This is a genomic window from Methylobacterium sp. ME121, from assembly GCF_000974725.1.
Classification (GTDB): Bacteria; Pseudomonadota; Alphaproteobacteria; order Rhizobiales; family Beijerinckiaceae; genus Methylobacterium; species Methylobacterium radiotolerans.
Genome location: NZ_BBUX01000014.1, coordinates 51,472 through 70,961, shown reverse-complemented (window position 1 = coordinate 70,961; position 19,490 = coordinate 51,472). Strand labels below are relative to the sequence as shown.

Genomic DNA, 19,490 nt, shown 5'->3' with positions numbered 1-19,490 from the left:
GACCTCCTACTCCGCCGCGACCATGTGCGGCTCGGTCTCCAGCGCGGTCCAGCGATCCGCGCGCCACGCCTTCAGGCAGGCGGCGATGCCGAAGCCCGCGATGGCGACGACGAGGCCGATGAACAGGGCCGCCAGCACCGCGTCGATGCGGTCGTTGAGGATGATCTGGCTCATCTGGTCGGCGTTCTTGGCCGGGGCCAGGACCTTGCCCTCCGCGGCGGCGGCCGCGTAGCGCTGGGCGTGGGCCAGGAAGCCGATCTTCGGGTCGGCCGAGAAGATCTTCTGCCAGCCGGCCGTGAGGGTGCAGATGCACAGCCACGCGGTCGGGATGATGGTCACGAACGCGTAGCGCTCGCGCTTCATCTTGAAGATCACCACCGTGCAGAGGGTCAGCGCCACCGCGGCCAGCATCTGGTTCGAGATGCCGAAGAGCGGCCACAGGGTGTTGATGCCGCCGAGCGGGTCGGTCACGCCCTGGTAGAGGAAGTAGCCCCAGGCGCCGACCGAGATGGCGGTCGCCGCGATGCTCGGCCCCCACGACGTGGTGTTCTTGAACGACGGGATCGCGAGCGCGACGAGATCCTGCACCATGAACCGGCAGGCGCGGGTGCCCGCGTCCACGGCCGTGAGGATGAACAGGGCCTCGAACAGGATCGCGAAGTGGTACCAGAAGGCCATCATCGCCTTGCCGCCGATGGCCGACGAGATGATGTGGGCCATGCCGACCGCGAGGGTCGGCGCGCCGCCGGCCCGCGAGATGATCGTGTGCTCGCCGACGTCGGCGGCGGTCTGGGTGATCACCTCCGGCGTCGTGGCGAAGCCGAGCTTGGTCACGGCGGCGGCCGCGGTCTCGGGCGTCGTGCCGATCAGGGCCGCGGGCGAGTTCATGGTGAAGTAGACGCCCGGGTCGATCACGCAGGCCGAGACCAGCGCCATGATCGCCACGAACGATTCCATCAGCATGCCGCCGTAGCCGATGAAGCGGGCATCGGCCTCGCTGGCGATCAGCTTCGGGGTGGTGCCCGACGAGATCAGGGCGTGGAAGCCCGAGACCGCGCCGCACGCGATGGTGATGAACAGGAACGGGAACAGGCTGCCCGCCCAGACCGGGCCGGTGCCGTCCACGAACTTGGTGACCGCCGGCATCTGCATGTGCGGCGCCACGAAGGCGATGCCGAGCGCGAGGCCCACGATGGTGCCGATCTTGAGGAAGGTCGACAGGTAGTCGCGCGGGGCGAGGAGCAGCCAGACCGGCAGGATCGACGCCACGAAGCCGTAGCCGATCAGCATCCAGCAGAGCTGCGGCCCCGTGAAGGTGAAGGCCGGGCCCCAGACCGGGCTCGACGCCACGGAGCCGCCGGCGACGATCGCCAGCATCAGCAGGACGAAGCCGAGGATCGAGACCTCGCCGATCTTGCCCGGCCGGATGTAGCGGGAATAGACGCCCATCAGCATGGCGATCGGGATCGTCGACATCACCGTGAAGGTGCCCCAGGGGCTCTCGGCGAGCGCCTTGACGACGATCAGCGCCAGCACGGCGAGCAGGATCACCATGATCAGGAAGGTGCCGAACAGGGCGATGATGCCCGGCACGGTGCCGAGCTCGGCCCGGATCAGCTCGCCGAGCGACCGGCCGTCCCGGCGCATCGACACGAACAGGACCATGAAGTCCTGCACGGCGCCGGCGAGGACCACGCCGGCCAGGATCCACAGCATGCCGGGCAGGTAGCCCATCTGGGCGGCGAGCACCGGGCCGACCAGCGGGCCCGCGCCCGCGATCGCCGCGAAGTGGTGGCCGAACAGGACGCCGCGGTTGGTGGGTACGTAGTCGAGCCCGTCGTTGTGGCGCACCGCGGGGGTCGCGCGCTTCGGGTCGAGCCGCATCACCTTGTCGGCGATGAACTGGGAATAGTAGCGGTAGGCGATGAGGTAGACGCAGACCGCCGCGACCACGATCCAGAGGGCGTTGATCGTCTCGCCGCGCTCGCTCGCCACGATCGCCAGCGCCGCGGCGCCGAGCGCCCCCACGAGGGCCCAGGGCCCGTGCCTGCCGATCGCCGAACCCATGTCCCACTCCCTGACCGACCGCCTCGCGCGCGGGGCCACGCGGGGGGCTCCGGCTGGGACTTCGTGGTCCCGGGCTACACGGGCGGGTTATCCTATTGGTCCGCCGTTGACGCAAGCGATCCGAGCTGTGATGCAGCGTCGGCGGCGGCACGACGCCCAATCTGTCACATCGGGTCCCCGGCACGGCCCCGCCCCCTTCACGGCCCGGCCGCCGCGCTCCGGGGCCGCCCGCCGTCGGAGAAGGAAGGGCGCCGGCGCGGTCCGGGCCCGCGAGGAGCGCACGACAATGGCGAAGGTCGCATTCCTGGGTCTCGGCGTGATGGGCGGCCCGATGGCCGGACACCTCGCCAAGAAGGGTGGCCACGACGTCACCGTCTACAACCGCACCACCCCGAAGGCCGAGGCCTGGGTGAAGACCTACGGCGGCGCCTTCGCGCCCACGCCCCGGCAGGCCGCCGAGGGCGCCGAGATCGTGTTCGCCTGCGTGGGCAACGACGACGATCTGCGCAGCGTCGTGCTGGGCGACGACGGGGCGCTCGCCGGCATGAAGCCCGGCGCGGTGTTCGTCGACCACACCACCGCCTCGGCCGAGGTCGCCCGGGAGCTCGCCGCGGCGGCCGAGGCCAAGGGGCTCGGCTTCATCGACGCCCCGGTCTCCGGCGGTCAGGCGGGCGCCGAGAACGGCGTGCTCACCGTGATGTGCGGCGGCGACGCGGCGACCTACGCCAAGGTCGAGGGCGCGATCGGGTCCTTCGCGCGGGCCTGCCGGCTGATGGGCCCGGCCGGGGCCGGCCAGCTCACCAAGATGGTCAACCAGATCTGCATCGCCGGCCTCGTCCAGGGCCTGTCGGAGGGCGTCCACTTCGCCAAGCGGGCCGGCCTCGACGTCGAGGCGGTGCTCGACGTGATCTCCAAGGGGGCCGCCGGCTCCTGGCAGATGGAGAACCGCGGCAAGACGATGAACCAGGGCAAGTTCGACTTCGGCTTCGCGGTCGACTGGATGCGCAAGGACCTGGGCATCCTGCTGGACGAGGCCCGCCGCAACGGCGCCAAGCTGCCGGTCTCGGCCCTCGTCGACCAGTTCTACGCCGAGGTGCAGGCGATGGGCGGCAACCGCTGGGACACGTCGAGCCTCGTGGCGCGGCTGGAGCGCTGACACCTCCGGCCGTTCTCCTGGACCTCGAGGCCAGGGTGAGACCCGACGGGCTCCCGCCCCCGTGCGGGAGAGCGGCGCGGGCCGATCGCGGCGCCGGGCGAGCCTCCTTCGCCCGGCGGAGGGGACGATCGCGTCAGAGCAGGTCTTCGACCGTCGCCCCCTCCGGATCCACCCAGCGCCAGGCCTCCCCCATCTGGTGGCGGAACCACGTGAACTGGCGCTTGGCGTAGGCGCGCGTATCCGCCTGCCCGCGCGCGATCGCGTCGTCGAGGCTGAGCGCCCCGTCGAGATGGGCGATCAGGCCCGGCACGCCGTGGGCCCGCATCACCGGCAGCATCGGGTCGAGCCGTCGCGCACGCAGGCGGGCGACCTCGTCCAGGGCCCCCTCGGCGATCATGGTCCGGAAGCGGGCGTCGATCCGCTCCCGCAGCGCCGCGCGGTCGGGCGCCAGGAAGATTCTTCGGAGGTCCCGCCCGGCCAGCGGGCCGGGAACGGGATTGCCGTAGAAGCTGGCGATCGGTCGGCCCGTCGCGAGAAAGATCTCCAGGGCGCGCATCACCCGCATCCGGTCGCTCGGCCGCAGCCGGGCGGCCCCCTCGGGATCGTGCCGGGCGAGGTCGGCGTGCAGCGCCTCGGTCGGGCGGCCCTCGGCCGCGTCCCGCACCCGCGCGCGCACGGTGTCGGGCACCGGCGGCAGCTCCGAGAAGCCCTGCTCCAGCGCCCGGAAGTACAGGCCGGTGCCGCCGACGAAGACCGGCAGGCGCCCGCCGAGCGTCGCCAGCAGCGCCGCCCCGTCGCGGGAGAAGTGCCCCGCGGAGTAGTTCACCGCGCCGTCGACGTGGCCGTAGAGCCGGTGGGCCACCCGCGCCTCCTCGTCCGGGTCGGGCCGGGCGGTCAGGCGGCGCAGGTCCGCGTAGACCTGCATGGAGTCGGTGTTGATCACCACGCCGCCGTGACGCTCCGCCAGCCGGGCGGCCAGCGCCGACTTGCCCGAGGCGGTGGGCCCTGCGATGAGGATCGCGGCCGGGCGCCGCCCGGCTTCCTCCCGGTCTGGCGGCAAGGCGAAACTCCACGATGCTGGTCGCGGTCCTGATAGCAAACCCGGATCGGCCGTCCATCACCGACGCGGTGCTGGCCGAGACGCGCGCCGTGCTGCGGACGGAGCACCAGCCGCGGATCCTGCACCGGGAGGTGGCGGCCGAGCTGCTGGTGCCGGGCGAGCCGGCGGCCGCGGCGTCCCTCACCGACAGGCTTCGGACGGCGCTCGCCGGCGAGCCGATCGACCTCGCGGTGCTGCCCGCCGACGCGCACCGGCGCAAGCGCCTGTTCCTGGCCGACATGGACTCCACCATGATCGAGCAGGAATGCATCGACGAGCTCGCCGGGACGCTCGGCCTCAAGGACCGCGTGGCGGCGATCACCGAGCGGGCGATGCGGGGCGAGATCGCCTTCGAGCCGGCCCTGCGCGAGCGCGTCGCGCTGCTGAAGGACATCCCGGTCGGCGCCGTCGACGGGCTGATCGCCGAGCACCTGACCCTGACCCCGGGCGGCCGCACGCTGGTGCGGACGATGCGGGCGCACGGCGCCCATACCTGCCTGGTCTCGGGGGGCTTCACGCTGTTCACCGGCCCGATCGCCGCGATGATCGGCTTCGACGAGCACCGGTCCAACGTGCTGGGCGTGGCGGACGGGCGGCTCACCGGCCGCGTCGAGGACCCGATCGTCGGGAAGGCCGAGAAGCGCGCGACGCTGCTCGCGCTGCGCGGGCAGCTGGGCCTCGGCGCCGCCGAGACCCTCGCGGTCGGCGACGGCGCCAACGACCTCGACATGCTGGGCGAGGCCGGCCTCGGGGTGGCGTTCCGGGCGAAGCCCGCGGTCGCGGCCGCGGCGCGGGTCCGGGTCGAGCACGGCGACCTCACCGCGCTCCTGTACCTGCAAGGCTACGCGGCGGCGGAGTTCGTCGGGTGAGGCTCAGTGCAGGGTGCGGGTCAGGGCGATGACCGCGCCGAGCACCGCCAGGGTCTGAAAGCCGATCGCGCCGACGAGCCAGCGTACCGTCTCGACCTTCGCGGAGGCGATCGCGCCCTTCACGGCCTCGATGTCGGCCTTCGTTTCGAGGCGCAGACCGTCCAGCCCTGCTTTGATCTCCATACGTAGGCCTTCGAGGCCAGCCGTCGTGGAGAGGCGAAGATTGTCGCTGTCGGCCTCGGTCGTCACGCGAAGGCTTTCGATATCCCCCTGGGTGGCGAGCCGAAGCGCTTCGGTGTCGGCACGGCTCTGGATTTTCAGGGCCTCGATGTCACCACGGACTCTCTGAACATCGGCTCGCAGCTCGTAGATATCGGCCTTCGTCGCCAGATTCCCGTCGAAGACGTCCACCAGCGCGTCGGCCACGCCCTCCGCCTGCTCGGGCGACAGCTTCGCCTTCTCCCGCAGGGCGCGGGCGAACTTCAGGGTGTCGAACGCGACGGCCGTCATGGGTCCGAACTCGCCCGAGCCGCACCGACTCGCTGCCCCAGTGTGCCGTGCCGCGGCGCAGCGTCAATGTGGGGCCCCCTGAACGCGCGAGGGCCGCCGCTCCCCGCGGAGCGACGGCCCTCGGCAACGCGGATGAGGCGGCTCAGTCGAGGCCGACGGCCACGAAGCGCACGTCGCCGGTGGCGCCCGCCACCAGCAGCAGCACCGACTTGCGCCCGTCCTTCTTCAGGGCGTCGATCCGCTTGGTCACCTCCGCGGGGGTGCTCACCGCCTCCTGGCCGACCTCGACGATCACCTCGCCGGGCTGGATCCGCTTGTCGGCGGCGGTCGAGTTCGGGTCGACGCGGGTGACGACCACGCCCTTCACGGTGTCCTTGATGGAGTACTTCTTGCGCAGCTCGTCGGTCATGCCGGAGAGGTTGAGGCCGAGCGCCTGCCGGGTCGCGCTCTCGGGCTCCGGCTGGCGCAGGTTGGCGAGCTGCGGCTTGTCGCTGTCCTCCAGGCGGCCGAGGGTGACGGGCTTCGTCACCTCCTCGCCCTTGCGCATGACGACCACGTCGACCTTCTGGCCGACCGGGGTCGAGGCGACGATGCGCGGCAGGTCGCCCGAGGCCTTCACCGGCGCGCCGTTGAACTTCAGGATCACGTCGCCGACCTCGATCCCGGCGGTCTTGGCCGGTCCCTTCTCGTCGACGCCGGCCACCAGGGCGCCCCGCGCGCCGCCCTTGAGGTTGAGCGCCTCGGCGGTGGTGTCGTCGACGTTCTGGATGCGCACGCCGAGCCAGCCGCGGCGGACCTCGCCGAAGTCGCGCAGCTGGTCGATCACGGGCTTGGCCGTGCCCGAGGGAACCGCGAAGCCGATGCCCACGGAGCCGCCGGTCGGCGACAGGATCGCCGTGTTGATGCCGATCACCTCGCCGTCCATGTTGAACAGCGGGCCGCCGGAATTGCCCTTGTTGATGGCCGCGTCCGTCTGGATGTAGTTGTCGTAGGGGCCTGACTCGATGTTCCGGCCCCGCGCCGAGACGATGCCGGCCGACACCGAGCCGCCGAGCCCGAACGGGTTGCCGATGGCGATGACCCAGTCGCCCGGCCGCATCTTGTCGGAATCGCCGAACGGCACCGCCTTCAGCGTGCGGTCGGCCGGGGGCTTCACCCGCAGGACCGCGAGGTCGATCTTCGAATCCTTGCCGACGATCTCGGCCTTCAGCTTGGTGCCGTCGTGCAGGATGACCTGGATGTCGTTGGCGTCGCCGATGACGTGGTTGTTCGTCACCACGAGGCCGGCGGAATCGATGATGAAGCCGGAGCCCAGCGAGTTCGACTTGCGCTGCTGGCGCGGCCCGTCGCTGTCGCCGCCACCGCCGCCGCGGCCGCCGCGCCGGTTGAAGAACTCCTCGAACAGGTCCTCGAACGGGGTGCCCGGGGGCACCTGCGGCCCGGCGCGGCCGGCCCGGGCCTCGACCGTGGTGGACGCGGAGATGTTCACCACCGCGTCGGTGACCTGCTCGGCGAGGTCGGCGAGGGAGGCCGGCCCCTTGGCGAAGGCCGGGACCGGCAAGGCGGCCGCGGCCACGGAGACGCTGACGGAGGCGCCGATCAGGATCGAGGCCATCAGCGCGCGGGCGCGGGAGCGGGGCTGCGCCGGGGCGCGGCCGAACAGCGCCTCGGGGGCGCTCGCGACGGGGTGCATGGTCGACCTCTTCAAGAACGCGTTTCCGGTCCCGCGGGCCTCGACCGACGGTCGATCGCCCGCGGGTTGTCCTGCACGGTAATCCCCGGGCGCCGGGGCGCCAACGGGCTCCCTCAGCGCGCCGTCCCGGCCGTGGAGCCGGTCGTCGACCCGGTGGTGGCGCTCGGATCGGCCGGTCCGCGCGGTCCGCGGGCTGCCGGGGCGGGTGCCCGGCCCTGCGGATCGCTGAAGAAGCGGAAGAAGTCCGTGTTCGGGCTGATCACCAGGCGGGTGTCGGATCCCTTCAGCCCGCTCTCGTAGGCCTGCATCGAGCGGTAGAAGCTGAAGAAGTCCGCGTCCTTGCCGAACGCGTCGGCGAGGATGCGGTTCTTGTCCGCGTCACCCTGTCCGCGCAGCTGCTCGGACTTCTGCGTCGCCTCGGCGAGGATCACCGTGACCTCGCGGTCGGCCTTGGCGCGGATCGTGGCGGCGATCTGGTCGCCGTTGGCGCGGATGTCGGCGGCCTCGCGCTCGCGCTCGGTCTTCATCCGCCGGTAGACGGCGGCCGAGTTCTGCGCGGGCAGGTCGACGCGGGTCATGCGCAGGTCGACGATCTCGATGCCGAGCGCCTTGGCCTGCCGGTTCACGTCCTCCTGGATCTGGTGCATCAGCTGCCCGCGATCGGTCTTCACGATCGCGTCGCGGGTCGAGCGGGCGAGCACGTTGCGCAGGCCGGAATTGGTGAAGCTCGCGAGCCGCTGGTTGGCCAGCGCGATATTGCCCACCGCCTGGTAGAAGCGCAGCGGATCGACGATCCGGTAGCGGGCGAAGGCGTCCACCTCCAGGTTCTGGCGGTCGGCGGTGAGCACCGTCTGCACCGGCAGGTCGAGGTCGAGGACGCGCTTGTCGAAGATGACCACGTTCTCCATGAACGGGATCTTGAAGTAGAGGCCGGGCTTGTCCTCGCCGGTGGCGTTGAGGACGGCGCGGACGCGGCCGAACTGCAGGACGAGCGCCTGCTGCATCTGGCCGACGGTGAAGATCGAGGCGTAGAGGCCGATCGCGACGATCGCCGCGACCACGATCAGGCCGGTGCGGAGAGCCTGCTTCATCGGGCGGCTCCCGTCTGGGTCTGGGCGCGGGCGCCGAACTCGGAGAGCGGCAGCACCGGCAGCACGCCGGCCGCGGTCGCGCCGCCGGGCTGCGTCCCGTTCTGGTCGATGATCACCTTGTTCACGGAGCCCAGGACCTTCTCCATCGTCTCCAGGAAGATCCGCTCGCGGCTGATCGCCGGGGCGGCCTTGTAGGAGGCATAGACCTCGCTGAAGCGCGCGGCCTGACCGGTGGCGTCGGCGGTCGCCTTCGTCCGGTAGGCCTCGGCCTGCTGGACGATCTGGGACGCCTTACCGCGGGCCTGCGGCACTTCGCGGCTGGCGTAGGTCTTGGCCTCGTTCTGCGCCGTGTCGGCGTCCTGCTGGGCCGCGTTCACGTCGATGAAGGCGGGGCGCACCTCCGGCGGCGGGTTGACCGAGACGAGCTGCACCACCTCGATGCGCACGCCGGCGCCGTACTCGTCGAGCGCCTTCTGGACCATCTCCTTCACCTCCTGGGCGATGCTCGACTGCTCGTTGGTGAGGATCGCCTGGATGTTGCGGCGGCCGATCACCTCGCGCATCGCGCTCTCGGAGATCGCCTTGATGGTGCCCTCCGGGTTCTGGAGGTTGAACACGAAGTCGGAAGCCTTCAGCGGGTTGACGCGCCACTGCACCTCGAAGTCGAGATCGACGATGTTCTCGTCACCGGTGAGCATCAGGCTCTCGTCCGGCACGTCGCGGGTGCGGCCCTGGCCGTTCGGGCCGGCGCGGAAGCCGATCTGGATCGAGTTCTGGGAGCCGACATCCGGCTTCACCACGCCGCCGATCGGATAGGGGAAGTTGTAGCGCAGGCCCTCGCCCTTGGTGCCGACATAGCGGCCGAAGATCGTCTCGATGCCGACCTGGCGCGGGTAGACGGTGTAGAAGCCGGTGGCGAGCCAGATGGCGATGGCCAGGACGGCGATGACCGCCGCGCTGCGGCCGCCGCCGACGCCGGTCGAGCCGCCGCCGCCGTAGCCGCCGCCCGAGCCGCCGCCGCCCGGGATCAGGCCGCGCAGGCGGTCCTGCCCGCGCCGGAGCAGGTCCTCGAGGTTCGGCGGCGTCTTGCCGCCGCCGCCGCCACCGCCCCAGGGACCGCCGCCGTTGCCGCCGGGCCGGCCCCACGGGCCCCCGCCGCCGCTCTGATTGCTCCAAGGCATCCTAGCCGTCGTCTCCTGCCTGTCCGCGCCCGGCCCATATCCCGGCCGGCGCCCCCTGCCTGAACGGCCACGCTCGCCCGCCTAGTCCCGACCCTCCGGACCGATCGCACGGCGACCGCGCCCGGTTGGAGGCCACGAGAGCCCGCACGCGCATCTTCCCGCAGGATGTGCAGGCCCGGCGTGAGCGCGCGCACCCGACAGGCACCTGCGGGCGCACGCCCCGTGCTGTCAAGGCTGGCAGGTGGGCATGCGCGGCGCGGAACGCAAATGCGGCGGCGCGCCTCAGCGTGCGCGCTCCCAGTCGACGAAGGCGAAGGCGTGCTCGTCCCGCGGGCCCGCGGGGTGCGCCTCGCGGAACGTCTCCCGGAAGCGGGCGCGGTCGAAGGCGGGGAATCGCACGTCGCCGGCGGGCTCGGCCTCGACCTCGGTGAGATGGAGCCGGTCGGCGTGCGGGAGCGCGAGCGCGTAGATCTCGGCACCGCCGACCACCATCAGCTCCGCCCCGGCGGCGGCCAGCGCGGAGTCCCAGTCGTGGACGGTCTCGACGCCCTCGGCGCGGAAGCCCGTATCCCGGGTGAGCACCAGGGTGCGGCGCCCCGGCAGGGGCCGGCCGATCGAATCCCAGGTGCGCCGGCCCATCAGCATCGGCTTGCCCATGGTCAGGGCCTTGAAGCGCTTGAGGTCGCTGGAGAGATGCCAGGCGAGCCCGTTGTCGCGGCCGATCACGCCGTTGCGGGCGACGGCGGCGACCAGGGAGACGAGCGGGGCGACGGTCGCGCTCATACCGCCACCGGGGCCGCGATGGCGGGGTGCGGGTCGTAGTTCTCGATGGCGATGTCCTCGAACCGGAAGGCGAAGAGGTCGCGGACCTCCGGGTTGAGCCGCAGCTGCGGCAGCGGGCGCGGGGACCGGCCCAGCAGGGTGCGGGTCTGCTCCAGGTGGTTCCGGTAGAGGTGGGCGTCGCCGAAGGTGTGGACGAAGGCGCCGACCCCGAGGCCGGTCACCTGGGCGATCATGTGGGTCAGGAGGGCGTAGCTCGCGATGTTGAAGGGCACGCCCAGGAAGGCGTCCGCCGAGCGCTGGTAGAGCTGGCAGGAGAGCCGCCCCTCGCTGACGTAGAACTGGAACAGGCAGTGGCAGGGGGCGAGCGCCATCCGGTCGAGGTCGGCCGGGTTCCAGGCCGAGACGATCAGGCGGCGGGAATCGGGGTTGCGCCGGATCTCGTCGAGCACCCAGGCGATCTGGTCGACCGTGCCGCCCCCGGGCTTCTCCCAGGAGCGCCACTGCCGGCCGTAGACCGGGCCGAGGTCGCCGTTCGCGTCGGCCCACTCGTCCCAGATCGTCACGCCGTTCGCCCGCAACGCCGCGACGTTGGTGTCGCCGGCCAGGAACCAGAGCAGCTCGTGGATGATCGAGCGCAGGTGCAGCCGCTTCGTGGTGACCAGCGGGAAGCCCGCCGACAGGTCGAAGCGCATCTGGTGGCCGAAGACCGAGAGCGTGCCGGTCCCGGTGCGGTCGTCCTTGGCGACGCCCGCGTCGAGGATGCGCCGGAGCAGGTCGTGATATGCGTCCATCGCCCATTCCTGCGCGCCGGCGCGCCGCCGGGCAAGCGCGCCGCCGCGATATGTCCACCGCCGTCGCGCCGGGAGCCTGTCCGCGGGCGGCGTCCGGCCGGCGCCCCTCGGACACGCCCTCACGCCGGCCAGAGCAGGTAGGTCACCAGGGCGAGGTTCGACCATCCGTGCAGGGCGATGCCGGGCCAGAGCCGGCCGGTGCGCCAGCGCAGCCAGCCCAGCGCCAGGGCGAGCGGCAGCAGCGAGACCGGCCGGGCGAGCCCCCAGGACGAGACGTGGGCGGCGGCGAAGATGAGCGCCGTGACCAGGATCGCGCCTGCCGGCCCCACCGCCGCGCTGGCGCGGGCGAAGGCCTCGCCGCGCAGCAGCAGCTCCTCGGCCACGGGCGCCAGGATCGCGAGATAGGCCAGCCAGGCCGCGACGGCGGCCTGGCTCATGAACGGCGACAGCCGCACGTGCTGGCCGAAGCTCGCGCCGAACAGCTCCGCCGTGCCGGTGACCCAGGCGATGTGCAGCACCGGCCAGATCAGCAGGAGGCCCAGCAGGGCGACCGGCCGCATCCCGTTCGGCCGCTCGCGGTCGAGGGCGAGGCGACGCCGCCAGCCGGTCCGGTCACGCCACCACGCGCCGCCGAGCACCAGGGCGGCGAGGAAGACCTGGCGCAGGGCGTCGACCGCGAAGGCCCGGTGGGCGAGCTCCACCGCGCCCAGGAACGGGCGCCGCTCGGGGGGCAGGAACGGGTCGATCCCGCTCCACAGGTCGAAACCGACGCGCACCGTGGCCAGCGACAGCAGGCTCGCCGCGCCCAGATAGACGACCACGAGGGCGACCAGGGCGCCGAGCCGCCACGTCGCGGCCCAGACGCGCTCGAGGCGGCCCCGCGCATCGGGGGCGGTGGCGCGCGACTGCGCACTTCCGGCAACAGCCTCGCCCTGAGGCTCCAAATGAGACAGCGGCGCGACACGATCGGGCTTCAAAACCGGACCGATCCCCTCTATATCTTGGGAGCCGGTCGCGAGGCCGGCTATGGCGATAAACGTTCTTCGCAATAAACCTATCGGACCCGGGGGCGGTACCCGGCGCCTCCACCCGAGCCCAGGACATGCTGCCGCAAGGCGCGTGCTCGGAGCCTGGGCTTCGGCGGGGGCGACATAGGATCGACGAGGGCGTAAAGGTTGGACTTTCGCTCGGCATGGTTCCGCCGTTATCGGGCCTTTGCAATAGTTGCCAACGACAACTTTGCTCCGGTGGCGGTGGCCGCGTAAGCGGTCCCCAAAACCGACCTCAAGTCCTAGCGGGTAGCACCGCATAGGCGGGGTTCGGAGGCACCTGGCAACAGAAGCCTCCACTTCAAGTCCTCGGTCCGGCCATCCGCGGCGGGGCGCCGGGCAGACCGGGCTAGAGCGCGACCGCAGATGGCAGACGACCTGATCCGCTACGACCTCCTGGTACAGGACGCCCTGCGCGGCGTGGTGCGCAAGGTGCTGACCGACGCGGCCCGCGAGGGGCTGATGGGCGAGCACCATTTCTACGTCTCGTTCCGGACGGAAGCGCCCGGCGTGCGGATGTCGCAGGCCCTGCGCGAGAAGTACCCGCAGGACATGACGATCGTCCTGCAGCACCAGTTCTGGGACCTCAACGTCACCGAGCACGCCTTCGAGGTCGGCCTGTCCTTCTCGGGCGTGCCGGAGCGCCTGCTGGTGCCGTTCGACGCCCTGTCGGGCTTCTTCGACCCCTCGGTCCAGTTCGGCCTGAAGTTCGACCTCAGCGAGGCCGGCGAGACCCCCGAGGAGGCGAACGCCGCCCCGGCCAAGCCCGGTCCCCGCGGCGCCGGCTCGGAACCCGGCGAGGTGCGGCCCAAGAGCGCCGGGCTCGCCACGATCGGCGCGAGCGCGCCGAAGGGGCTTCCCGCGCCCGCCGCCCAGGGCGAGAAGGCCGCCGGCAAGGCCGACGACAAGGCCCCCCGCCCCGCCGCCAAGAAGGAGGGCGAGGAGGGCAGCGCCGAGGTCGTGAGCCTGGACGCGTTCCGCAAGAAGAGCTGAGACCGCCCCTGGCCGACTCGACGGCCGGGGCGTTCGGGCGGTGGACGACACGGTCGCGCAGCCGACGCTGTCGGCGCGTGCGCGGAAACCATCGCGCCGAGCGCTTCGACGCGGGCGAGACGCTCACCGCGTCGTTCTTCACCGCCACGGCGAGTCCGACACGCGGGACGGCCTTCATCGCGCCGCTGGTTCAGCACCCGACGGATGTGCTGACGAGCAGCGGATGGGATTGCCCGCTGTCAGCCCCCCTCCTCCTCCTGACCGGCCAGATCGCGCTTCGTCTGTTCCTGCGGGCGGAGGACGCGCGACATGCCACGGCCTCCGCTCTCCAGATCCCGGCCATGGCGGTGGCCATGTTGGCGCCGGGCCTCGGAAGCTCGCTCGTCGCCGCGCGGATCTACGACCGTAGCGCGCAGGCTCGAAGCGCGCCGGGCCCTAGCCCCGCGCCGTCGCCTCCATGCGCAGGCCGTGCTCCGGCCGGAGCGTCACCCGGTGGAGCGGCGTGACCGGCGGGTGATCGGCCGGCAGCCGGAAGCGCACCGCCCGGACCACGTGCGCCAGCAGGATCACCGCCTCCTGGATCGAGAAGCTCTGGCCGATGCAGACCCGCGGCCCCGCCCCGAACGGCAGGTAGGCGAAGCGCGGGATCGCGTCCCGATTCCCCGGCAGGAACCGCTCCGGCACGAAGGCCTCCGGGTCCTCCCAGAGCAGCCGGTGGCGGTGGAGCACCCAGGGCGCCACCATCACCAGCGAGCCCCGCGGCACCTTGATCCGGCCGAGCCGGTCGTCCCGGATCGCCTGCCGGCTGAGGAACGGGACCGGCGGGAACAGCCGCATCGCCTCCTCCATCACCGCCCGGGTGAAGGGCAGGCGCTCGACGGCGAAGTCCCCCGGGCCGGCGGCGTCGATTTCGGCCTCGACCCGCGCCTGCGCGGCGGGATCCTGCGACAGGCAGTAGAGCGCCCAGGTCAGGGAATTGGCCGTGGTCTCGTGGCCGGCGGCGATGAAGGTGACGATGTTGGCCTTCACGGCGAGGTCCGTGAGCCCGTTGCCGGTCTCGGGATCCTGCGCGGCGAGCAGCAGCGTCAGCAGGTCCCGGGGCGCCTCGCCCCGCGCCATCAGCGCCTTGCGCCGGGCGATGAGTTCGTCGACCACCTCGGCGAAGAAGCGGCCCGCCGGGCGCGCCCGCAGGCGGCCGATCCGCGGCACGAAGTCGGGCACGCCGAACACGTCGAGGGGGTCGATCGGCCCGACGGCCTCGAGGAAGCGCGTGATGGCGCGGCCCAGCGCGTCGGGATCGCTCGGCAGCCCCTGCGTGAAGATCGTCCGCTCCAGCACGTCGAGGGTGACCCGGGTCATCTCCAGGGCGACGTCGACCGGCTTGCCGTCGCGGCGGACGAGGCGGCGGCCGAGCCGCGCCCCGGCGGCGTTCATCGCGTCGGAGAAGCCCTGGACCGTGCGGGCGTTGAAGATCGGCGCGAGCGTCCGGCGCTGGAGCCGCCACTCGTCGCCCTCGGCGCTCAGCAGGCCGTTGCCGAGCCCCGGGGCCAGGACCCGGCGCTGCAGGTCGTCCTTGCGGTAGCCGTCGGCGTTCTCGATCAGCAGGTGGCGGATCAGCGCCGGATCGCTCACCAGGGTGATCCGGCCCATCGCGCCCTCGGCCGCCACGACCGGCAGCTTGAAATGCGCGTCCATCCAGGTGGTGATCGGATTCTTCCGCGCCGCCCGCAGGAATTCGAACAGGCCGAGCGGCTCCTTCAGCGGAGGCGGCACGGCCGGGCGGAACCGGGTGGCGGGCTCGGGCAGGTCGATCGTGGCGCTCATCGGCTCCCAGTTCGGCTTCACGTCGGGCGGGAACAGAGCCCCGCCCTTGTCGGCGCGCCGGGAAAACCGGCATCGCGATTCACCCGCACCTCATTTAAGTAGGCACCGCACTGCACCAGACGTAGAGGCCACGATGTCGCCCACCGAGACCGCCACCCGCACCGAGTCCGACACCTTCGGTCCGATCGAGGTCCCGGCGCATCGCTACTGGGGCGCGCAGACGCAGCGCTCGATTCAGAACTTCAAGATCGGCACCGACCGGATGCCGGCGCCGCTCGTCCACGCCCTCGGTGTGGTGAAGCAGGCCGCCGCCCTGGTGAACAAGGATCTCGGCGCCCTCGACCCGAAGCTCGCCGACGCCATCGCGGCCTCGGCCGCCGAGGTCGTGGAGGGCCGCTACGACGACGAGTTTCCGCTCGTCATCTATCAGACCGGCTCGGGCACCCAGTCGAACATGAACGCCAACGAGGTGATCGCGAGCCTCGCCAACGAGCGGCTCGGCGGCCAGCGCGGCGGCAAGTCGCCGGTCCACCCGAACGACCATTGCAACCGCGGCCAGTCCTCGAACGACACCTTCCCCACCGCCATGCACATCGCGGTGGCCCGCGAGATCCAGGGGCGCCTGCTGCCGGCGCTCTCCCACCTGCACGGGGCGCTCGACGCCAAGGCCAAGGAATTCGAGTCGATCGTCAAGATCGGCCGCACCCATCTGCAGGATGCGACCCCGGTCTCCCTCGGCCAGGAATTCTCCGGCTACGTCGCGCAGGTCGCGCTCGGCGGCTCGCGGGTCGCCGCGACCCTGCCGGGCGTGCTGGCCCTCGCCCAAGGCGGGACCGCGGTCGGCACCGGCCTCAACGCCCACCCGGAATTCGCCGAGCGGTTCGCCGCCAAGGTCGCCGAGCTGACCGGCCTGCCCTTCACCTCGGCCGAGAACAAGTTCGAGGCGCTCGCCACCCACGACGCCCTCGTCTTCACGCAGGGCGCCCTGTCGGCGCTCGCCGCCGGCCTGTTCAAGATCGCCCAGGACATCCGCTTCCTCGGCTCGGGGCCGCGCTCCGGCCTCGGCGAGCTGTCGCTGCCCGAGAACGAGCCCGGCTCCTCGATCATGCCCGGCAAGGTCAACCCGACCCAGTGCGAAGCCCTGACGATGGTCTGCGCCCAGGTGATCGGCAACGGCACCACGGTGAGCTTCGCCGGCTCCCAGGGCAATTTCGAGCTCAACGTGTTCAAGCCGGTGATCGCCAACGCGGTGCTGCAGTCGGTGCGGCTGCTCGCCGACGCGGCGGTGAGCTTCACCGACAATTGCGTCGTCGGCATCAAGGCCAACGAGGACAAGATCGCCGACCTGATGAGCCGCTCGCTCATGCTGGTGACCGCCCTCGCGCCCTCGATCGGCTACGACAAGGCCGCCGAGATCGCCAAGACCGCGCACAAGAACGGCACCACCCTCAAGGAGGAGGCCCTGCGCCTCGGCTACGTCACCGAGGAGGAGTTCGCGCGCGTGGTCCGGCCGGAGACCATGCTGGCGCCGAGCGCCGACTGATTCTTCCGAGACTCGCCGGCGCGGTCCGCCCGCGCCGGCCGCGGGACACCGGGAGGCGATCCATGGCCGAGATCATCAACCTGCGTCAGGTCCGCAAGGCGAAGGCCCGGGCCGAGGCCGACACGAAGGCCGAGTCCAACCGGATCGCCTTCGGGCAGCCCAAGAAGGCGAAGACGCTCCAGCAGCGCCGCAAGGCCCTGGAGACCGAGCGCCACGAGGGCCACCGCCTCGAGCGGGGCGCCTCCGAGCCCGATACCGCGGAATGATCCCGTCGCTCCCCGGCCGGCGTCCTCGCGCGCGGGGCGGAGCGATCCCGTCTCGCGGGGCTGAGGGGCGTCGCGCCGTCCTGGACCGTCTCGTTCCGCGCGCGGGGACGGGACGCGCGGCCGATCCCGCGTGAGCGCCGGCATCACCAAGCGCTCCGTGATGATCGCCGGCCACCGCACCAGCGTGTCGCTGGAGGACCCGTTCTGGGCGGCCCTGCGGGCGATCGCGGAGGCGCGGGGCCAGTCGGTCCAGGCCCTCATCGGGCACATCGACGCCGGCCGCGACGGGCAGAACCTGTCCTCGGCGATCCGCGTGTTCGTGCTGGAGGCCGTCCGCGCGATGCCGGAAACGTGAGCGCCGCGCGCCCTGGCCGGTCCTCCGATCCTGGATAGGTTGTGACGAGCGCGTGGCAAATCCACGCAGGAAGGAGACCTCATGGCCAACCGAGAGCCGCTGCTCAAGCCCGTCCCGATCGCGGAGCTGCGCCCGACGCAGATGACGGTGGGCTATCGGGAAGTGGCGGAGAAGCGGCGGCGCTGGCGGGAGTACGACGGCGAGAAGAAGAAGGAATTCCTCGGCGCCCACATGATCCCGACCCTGCTGGGCCCGAAGAAGCGCCACTACATCATCGACCACCACCACCTGTCCCGCGCCCTGCACGAGGAGGGCGTCGAGAGCGTGCTCGTCACCGTGGTGGCCGACCTGCACTACCTCGACAAGGATGCGTTCTGGACGGTCTGCGACCACAAGTCCTGGACCCATCCCTACGACGCGGACGGCGTGCGCCGGCACTTCGGCGACATCCCGAAATCGGTCGACGCCCTGGTGGACGACCCCTACCGCAGCCTCGCCGGCGAGCTGCGCCGGGCCGGCGGCTTCGCGAAGGACACGACGCCGTTCAGCGAGTTCCTCTGGGCCGACTTCCTGCGGCGGAACATCAAGGAGAAGCGGATCGAGAACGACTTCTCCTCCGCCCTGGAGCGGGCGATGTCGCTCGCCAAGTCCAAGGACGCCGACTACCTGCCCGGCTGGTGCGGGCCGGTGACCCGCCACGTCCGCTGAGTTCCGCTCCGAGCAGGCGACGCCCGGCGTCGCCTAGATCCCCCAGTAGGGCGCCGCGTCGTAGTAGCGGTGGATCTGCTCCTCCCAGGCGCCGTCCGCGGCCGGATCGGTGCCCTCGGGGGTGCGGGCCGGGGCGGCGCGCAGCTGCTCCTCGCTGATGTCGACCACGTAGGCGTCCTGCTGCGGCTCGAACCGGAGCACCGACCAGGGCAGCGTGTAGAAATCCTCGCCGAGACCCAGGAACCCGCCGAAGCTCATCACCGCGTAGGCGACCCGGCCGGAGACCTTGTCGAGCATAAGCCGCTCGATCCGGCCGACCCGGGTCCCGTCGGACCGGCGGACATCCGTCCCGATGACCCGATCGCTGGCGATCAGGCGGCGGGGTGCCCTGTCGGCGGGATTCGCCGTGCCGGGCTGACCGCTCGCCGTGCCCGTCCCCGTGCCCGTCCCCGTGACCGCCATCGTCGCCTCCCGACCGTTTCCGCGCGGCGCGCGCCGTCTGCCCGAAAAACGCCCCGCCCCTGGGCCACGTTCCGGCGGGCACCCGCGCCCGCCCTCTCCAGCCGGACGAACAGCCCCCGCATGCCGATGCCGCGTTTCGCCCAGAGCCTCGCGCTCGCCGCCCTGCTCCTGCCCGCCGCCGCGCAGGCCCAGGATCGCGGCAGCATCAACCCGAAGCCGCTGCCGCCCCTGGAGCATCCGGACGCGCCCTCGACGCCCGCCAAGGCCCTGTTCGGGCGCGTCACCAGGCCGGCCGGAGGGCCGGCCCACATCTACGGCTTCTACGCCAAGGGCTGCTTCTCCGGCGGCGAGGCGCTGCCGATGGACGGGCCGAACTGGCAGGTCATGCGCCCGTCCCGCAACCGGATGTGGGGCACCCCCTACCTCATCGACTTCATCGAGCGGCTGTCGCAGAAGGCCGCCCGGGTCGGCTGGCCCGGCCTGCTCGTGGGCGACATGGCCCAGCCCCGGGGCGGCCCGATGATCACCGGCCACGCCTCGCACCAGATCGGCATCGACGCCGACGTCTGGCTGACGCCGATGCCCGACCACCGCATGAGCCGGGCGGAGCGCGAGGAGACCTCGGCGACCGACATGGTCCGCCGCGACCGCCTCGACATCGATCCCGAGGTCTGGACGCCGACGCACCTGCAGCTGATCAAGATCACCGCCGAGCAGCCGGAGGTGGAGCGCATCTTCGTCAACGCGGCGATCAAGAAGGCCCTCTGCCGCGACGCCGCGGGCAGCCGCTGGATGTCCAAGGTGCGCCCGATGTACGGGCACAATTACCACTACCATATCCGGCTCGCCTGCCCGGCCGGCCAGGAGGATTGCCAGCCGCAGGGCGCGCCGCCGCCGGGCGACGGCTGCGACGACCTCAGCTACTGGTTCTCGGACGCGGTGCTCCACCCGAAGCCCCCGAAGACGCCGCCGAAGCCCAAGCCCGCCATGACCATGGCGGCGCTGCCCGCCGCCTGCCGGGCGGTGCTGAAGGCGCCGTAGGCCGGCGCC

Annotated in this window: 19 protein-coding genes and 1 other RNA gene; 9 read left to right on the top strand and 11 right to left on the bottom strand. The window is 71.9% G+C overall.

The window, feature by feature from the left end:
- Positions 1 to 6: 6 nt before the first annotated feature.
- Positions 7 to 2,067 (bottom strand): carbon starvation CstA family protein, encoded by a 2,061-nt coding sequence (locus tag ME121_RS12205; protein ID WP_012321453.1) that lies wholly within the window; start codon positions 2,065 to 2,067, stop codon positions 7 to 9.
- A 286-nt stretch (positions 2,068 to 2,353) separates the two neighbouring features.
- On the opposite strand from ME121_RS12205, the gene ME121_RS12200 reads away from it, so the two are divergent.
- Complete coding sequence (locus ME121_RS12200) at positions 2,354 to 3,223, top strand: NAD(P)-dependent oxidoreductase (protein ID WP_024828742.1); 870 nt, start codon at positions 2,354 to 2,356, stop codon at positions 3,221 to 3,223.
- A 133-nt stretch (positions 3,224 to 3,356) separates the two neighbouring features.
- On the opposite strand, the gene miaA is transcribed toward ME121_RS12200, so the two are convergent.
- Positions 3,357 to 4,283 carry a tRNA (adenosine(37)-N6)-dimethylallyltransferase MiaA gene (gene miaA / locus ME121_RS12195; protein ID WP_059408910.1) on the bottom strand — a complete coding sequence of 309 codons (927 nt, stop codon included), beginning with the start codon at positions 4,281 to 4,283 and terminating at the stop codon, positions 3,357 to 3,359.
- 14 nt (positions 4,284 to 4,297) lie between these two features.
- On the opposite strand from miaA, the gene serB reads away from it, so the two are divergent.
- The gene (serB, locus tag ME121_RS12190; RefSeq protein WP_059408909.1) at positions 4,298 to 5,191 is read left to right on the top strand and encodes a phosphoserine phosphatase SerB; all 894 of its coding nucleotides are present in this window, start codon (positions 4,298 to 4,300) and stop codon (positions 5,189 to 5,191) included.
- Between the two features lie 3 nt (positions 5,192 to 5,194).
- Here the strand turns inward: serB and ME121_RS12185 are convergent, their stop codons facing one another.
- From ME121_RS12185 to ME121_RS12155, 7 genes are all read right to left on the bottom strand, one after another.
- Positions 5,195 to 5,701 carry a coiled-coil domain-containing protein gene (locus tag ME121_RS12185; RefSeq protein ID WP_012321449.1) on the bottom strand — a complete coding sequence of 169 codons (507 nt, stop codon included), beginning with the start codon at positions 5,699 to 5,701 and terminating at the stop codon, positions 5,195 to 5,197.
- 142 nt (positions 5,702 to 5,843) lie between these two features.
- The gene (locus tag ME121_RS12180) at positions 5,844 to 7,394 is read right to left on the bottom strand and encodes a DegQ family serine endoprotease (protein WP_012321448.1); all 1,551 of its coding nucleotides are present in this window, start codon (positions 7,392 to 7,394) and stop codon (positions 5,844 to 5,846) included.
- A 113-nt stretch (positions 7,395 to 7,507) separates the two neighbouring features.
- On the bottom strand, positions 7,508 to 8,485 hold the full coding sequence (gene hflC, locus ME121_RS12175; RefSeq protein ID WP_012321447.1) for a protease modulator HflC: 978 nt from the start codon (positions 8,483 to 8,485) through the stop codon (positions 7,508 to 7,510).
- Positions 8,482 to 9,666 (bottom strand): FtsH protease activity modulator HflK, encoded by a 1,185-nt coding sequence (hflK, locus tag ME121_RS12170; protein ID WP_059408908.1) that lies wholly within the window; start codon positions 9,664 to 9,666, stop codon positions 8,482 to 8,484. The genes hflC and hflK overlap by 4 nt, the downstream gene beginning before the upstream one ends.
- 282 nt (positions 9,667 to 9,948) lie before the next feature.
- Positions 9,949 to 10,449 carry a dihydrofolate reductase gene (locus ME121_RS12165; protein ID WP_012321445.1) on the bottom strand — a complete coding sequence of 167 codons (501 nt, stop codon included), beginning with the start codon at positions 10,447 to 10,449 and terminating at the stop codon, positions 9,949 to 9,951.
- A complete protein-coding gene (locus ME121_RS12160; RefSeq protein WP_059408907.1) occupies positions 10,446 to 11,240 on the bottom strand; it encodes a thymidylate synthase in 795 nt (264 codons plus the stop codon). Before ME121_RS12160 ends, ME121_RS12165 begins: the two co-directional genes overlap by 4 nt.
- 119 nt (positions 11,241 to 11,359) lie before the next feature.
- Positions 11,360 to 12,217 (bottom strand): CPBP family intramembrane glutamic endopeptidase, encoded by an 858-nt coding sequence (locus tag ME121_RS12155; RefSeq protein ID WP_059408906.1) that lies wholly within the window; start codon positions 12,215 to 12,217, stop codon positions 11,360 to 11,362.
- Here ME121_RS12155 and ssrA point away from each other — a divergent pair.
- Positions 12,209 to 12,590: a transfer-messenger RNA gene (ssrA, locus tag ME121_RS12150) on the top strand. The two genes, ME121_RS12155 and ssrA, sit on opposite strands and share 9 nt — an antisense overlap.
- A 65-nt stretch (positions 12,591 to 12,655) precedes the next feature.
- A complete protein-coding gene (locus ME121_RS12145; protein ID WP_012321442.1) occupies positions 12,656 to 13,282 on the top strand; it encodes an SspB family protein in 627 nt (208 codons plus the stop codon).
- Between the two features lie 435 nt (positions 13,283 to 13,717).
- On the opposite strand, the gene ME121_RS12140 is transcribed toward ME121_RS12145, so the two are convergent.
- Complete coding sequence (locus ME121_RS12140; RefSeq protein WP_059408905.1) at positions 13,718 to 15,106, bottom strand: cytochrome P450; 1,389 nt, start codon at positions 15,104 to 15,106, stop codon at positions 13,718 to 13,720.
- Between the two features lie 133 nt (positions 15,107 to 15,239).
- Here ME121_RS12140 and fumC point away from each other — a divergent pair, with 133 nt between their 5' ends.
- The 4 genes from fumC (at position 15,240) to ME121_RS12120 (ending at position 17,978) form a co-directional block, all read left to right on the top strand.
- Positions 15,240 to 16,649: a class II fumarate hydratase gene (gene fumC, locus ME121_RS12135; protein ID WP_012321440.1), complete on the top strand. Its 1,410-nt coding sequence runs from the start codon at positions 15,240 to 15,242 to the stop codon at positions 16,647 to 16,649.
- A 62-nt stretch (positions 16,650 to 16,711) separates the two neighbouring features.
- A complete protein-coding gene (locus ME121_RS12130) occupies positions 16,712 to 16,915 on the top strand; it encodes a DUF4169 family protein (protein ID WP_012321439.1) in 204 nt (67 codons plus the stop codon).
- A gap of 130 nt (positions 16,916 to 17,045) precedes the next feature.
- Entirely contained in the window at positions 17,046 to 17,270 is a 225-nt protein-coding gene (locus ME121_RS12125) for a ribbon-helix-helix domain-containing protein (protein ID WP_012321438.1), read from the top strand.
- Between the two features lie 81 nt (positions 17,271 to 17,351).
- Positions 17,352 to 17,978: a ParB-like protein gene (locus ME121_RS12120; protein WP_012321437.1), complete on the top strand. Its 627-nt coding sequence runs from the start codon at positions 17,352 to 17,354 to the stop codon at positions 17,976 to 17,978.
- Between the two features lie 33 nt (positions 17,979 to 18,011).
- On the opposite strand, the gene ME121_RS12115 is transcribed toward ME121_RS12120, so the two are convergent.
- Positions 18,012 to 18,440 (bottom strand): PRC-barrel domain-containing protein, encoded by a 429-nt coding sequence (locus ME121_RS12115; protein WP_012321436.1) that lies wholly within the window; start codon positions 18,438 to 18,440, stop codon positions 18,012 to 18,014.
- 120 nt (positions 18,441 to 18,560) lie between these two features.
- On the opposite strand from ME121_RS12115, the gene mepA reads away from it, so the two are divergent.
- The gene (mepA, locus tag ME121_RS12110; RefSeq protein WP_012321435.1) at positions 18,561 to 19,481 is read left to right on the top strand and encodes a penicillin-insensitive murein endopeptidase; all 921 of its coding nucleotides are present in this window, start codon (positions 18,561 to 18,563) and stop codon (positions 19,479 to 19,481) included.
- Positions 19,482 to 19,490 lie beyond the last annotated feature (9 nt).

What these genes read in the sequence shown, in the direction of transcription:
- ME121_RS12205 (WP_012321453.1), bottom strand. Translation starts at nt 2,067, where the DNA reads ATGGGTTCGGCGATCGGCAGGCACGGGCCCTGGGCCCTCGTGGGGGCG.
- ME121_RS12200 (WP_024828742.1), top strand. Translation starts at nt 2,354, where the DNA reads ATGGCGAAGGTCGCATTCCTGGGTCTCGGCGTGATGGGCGGCCCGATG.
- serB (WP_059408909.1), top strand. Translation starts at nt 4,298, where the DNA reads ATGCTGGTCGCGGTCCTGATAGCAAACCCGGATCGGCCGTCCATCACC.
- ME121_RS12185 (WP_012321449.1), bottom strand. Translation starts at nt 5,701, where the DNA reads ATGACGGCCGTCGCGTTCGACACCCTGAAGTTCGCCCGCGCCCTGCGG.
- ME121_RS12180 (WP_012321448.1), bottom strand. Translation starts at nt 7,394, where the DNA reads ATGCACCCCGTCGCGAGCGCCCCCGAGGCGCTGTTCGGCCGCGCCCCG.
- hflC (WP_012321447.1), bottom strand. Translation starts at nt 8,485, where the DNA reads ATGAAGCAGGCTCTCCGCACCGGCCTGATCGTGGTCGCGGCGATCGTC.
- hflK (WP_059408908.1), bottom strand. Translation starts at nt 9,666, where the DNA reads ATGCCTTGGAGCAATCAGAGCGGCGGCGGGGGCCCGTGGGGCCGGCCC.
- ME121_RS12165 (WP_012321445.1), bottom strand. Translation starts at nt 10,449, where the DNA reads ATGAGCGCGACCGTCGCCCCGCTCGTCTCCCTGGTCGCCGCCGTCGCC.
- ME121_RS12160 (WP_059408907.1), bottom strand. Translation starts at nt 11,240, where the DNA reads ATGGACGCATATCACGACCTGCTCCGGCGCATCCTCGACGCGGGCGTC.
- ME121_RS12145 (WP_012321442.1), top strand. Translation starts at nt 12,656, where the DNA reads ATGGCAGACGACCTGATCCGCTACGACCTCCTGGTACAGGACGCCCTG.
- ME121_RS12140 (WP_059408905.1), bottom strand. Translation starts at nt 15,106, where the DNA reads ATGAGCGCCACGATCGACCTGCCCGAGCCCGCCACCCGGTTCCGCCCG.
- fumC (WP_012321440.1), top strand. Translation starts at nt 15,240, where the DNA reads ATGTCGCCCACCGAGACCGCCACCCGCACCGAGTCCGACACCTTCGGT.
- ME121_RS12130 (WP_012321439.1), top strand. Translation starts at nt 16,712, where the DNA reads ATGGCCGAGATCATCAACCTGCGTCAGGTCCGCAAGGCGAAGGCCCGG.
- ME121_RS12120 (WP_012321437.1), top strand. Translation starts at nt 17,352, where the DNA reads ATGGCCAACCGAGAGCCGCTGCTCAAGCCCGTCCCGATCGCGGAGCTG.
- ME121_RS12115 (WP_012321436.1), bottom strand. Translation starts at nt 18,440, where the DNA reads ATGGCGGTCACGGGGACGGGCACGGGGACGGGCACGGCGAGCGGTCAG.
- mepA (WP_012321435.1), top strand. Translation starts at nt 18,561, where the DNA reads ATGCCGATGCCGCGTTTCGCCCAGAGCCTCGCGCTCGCCGCCCTGCTC.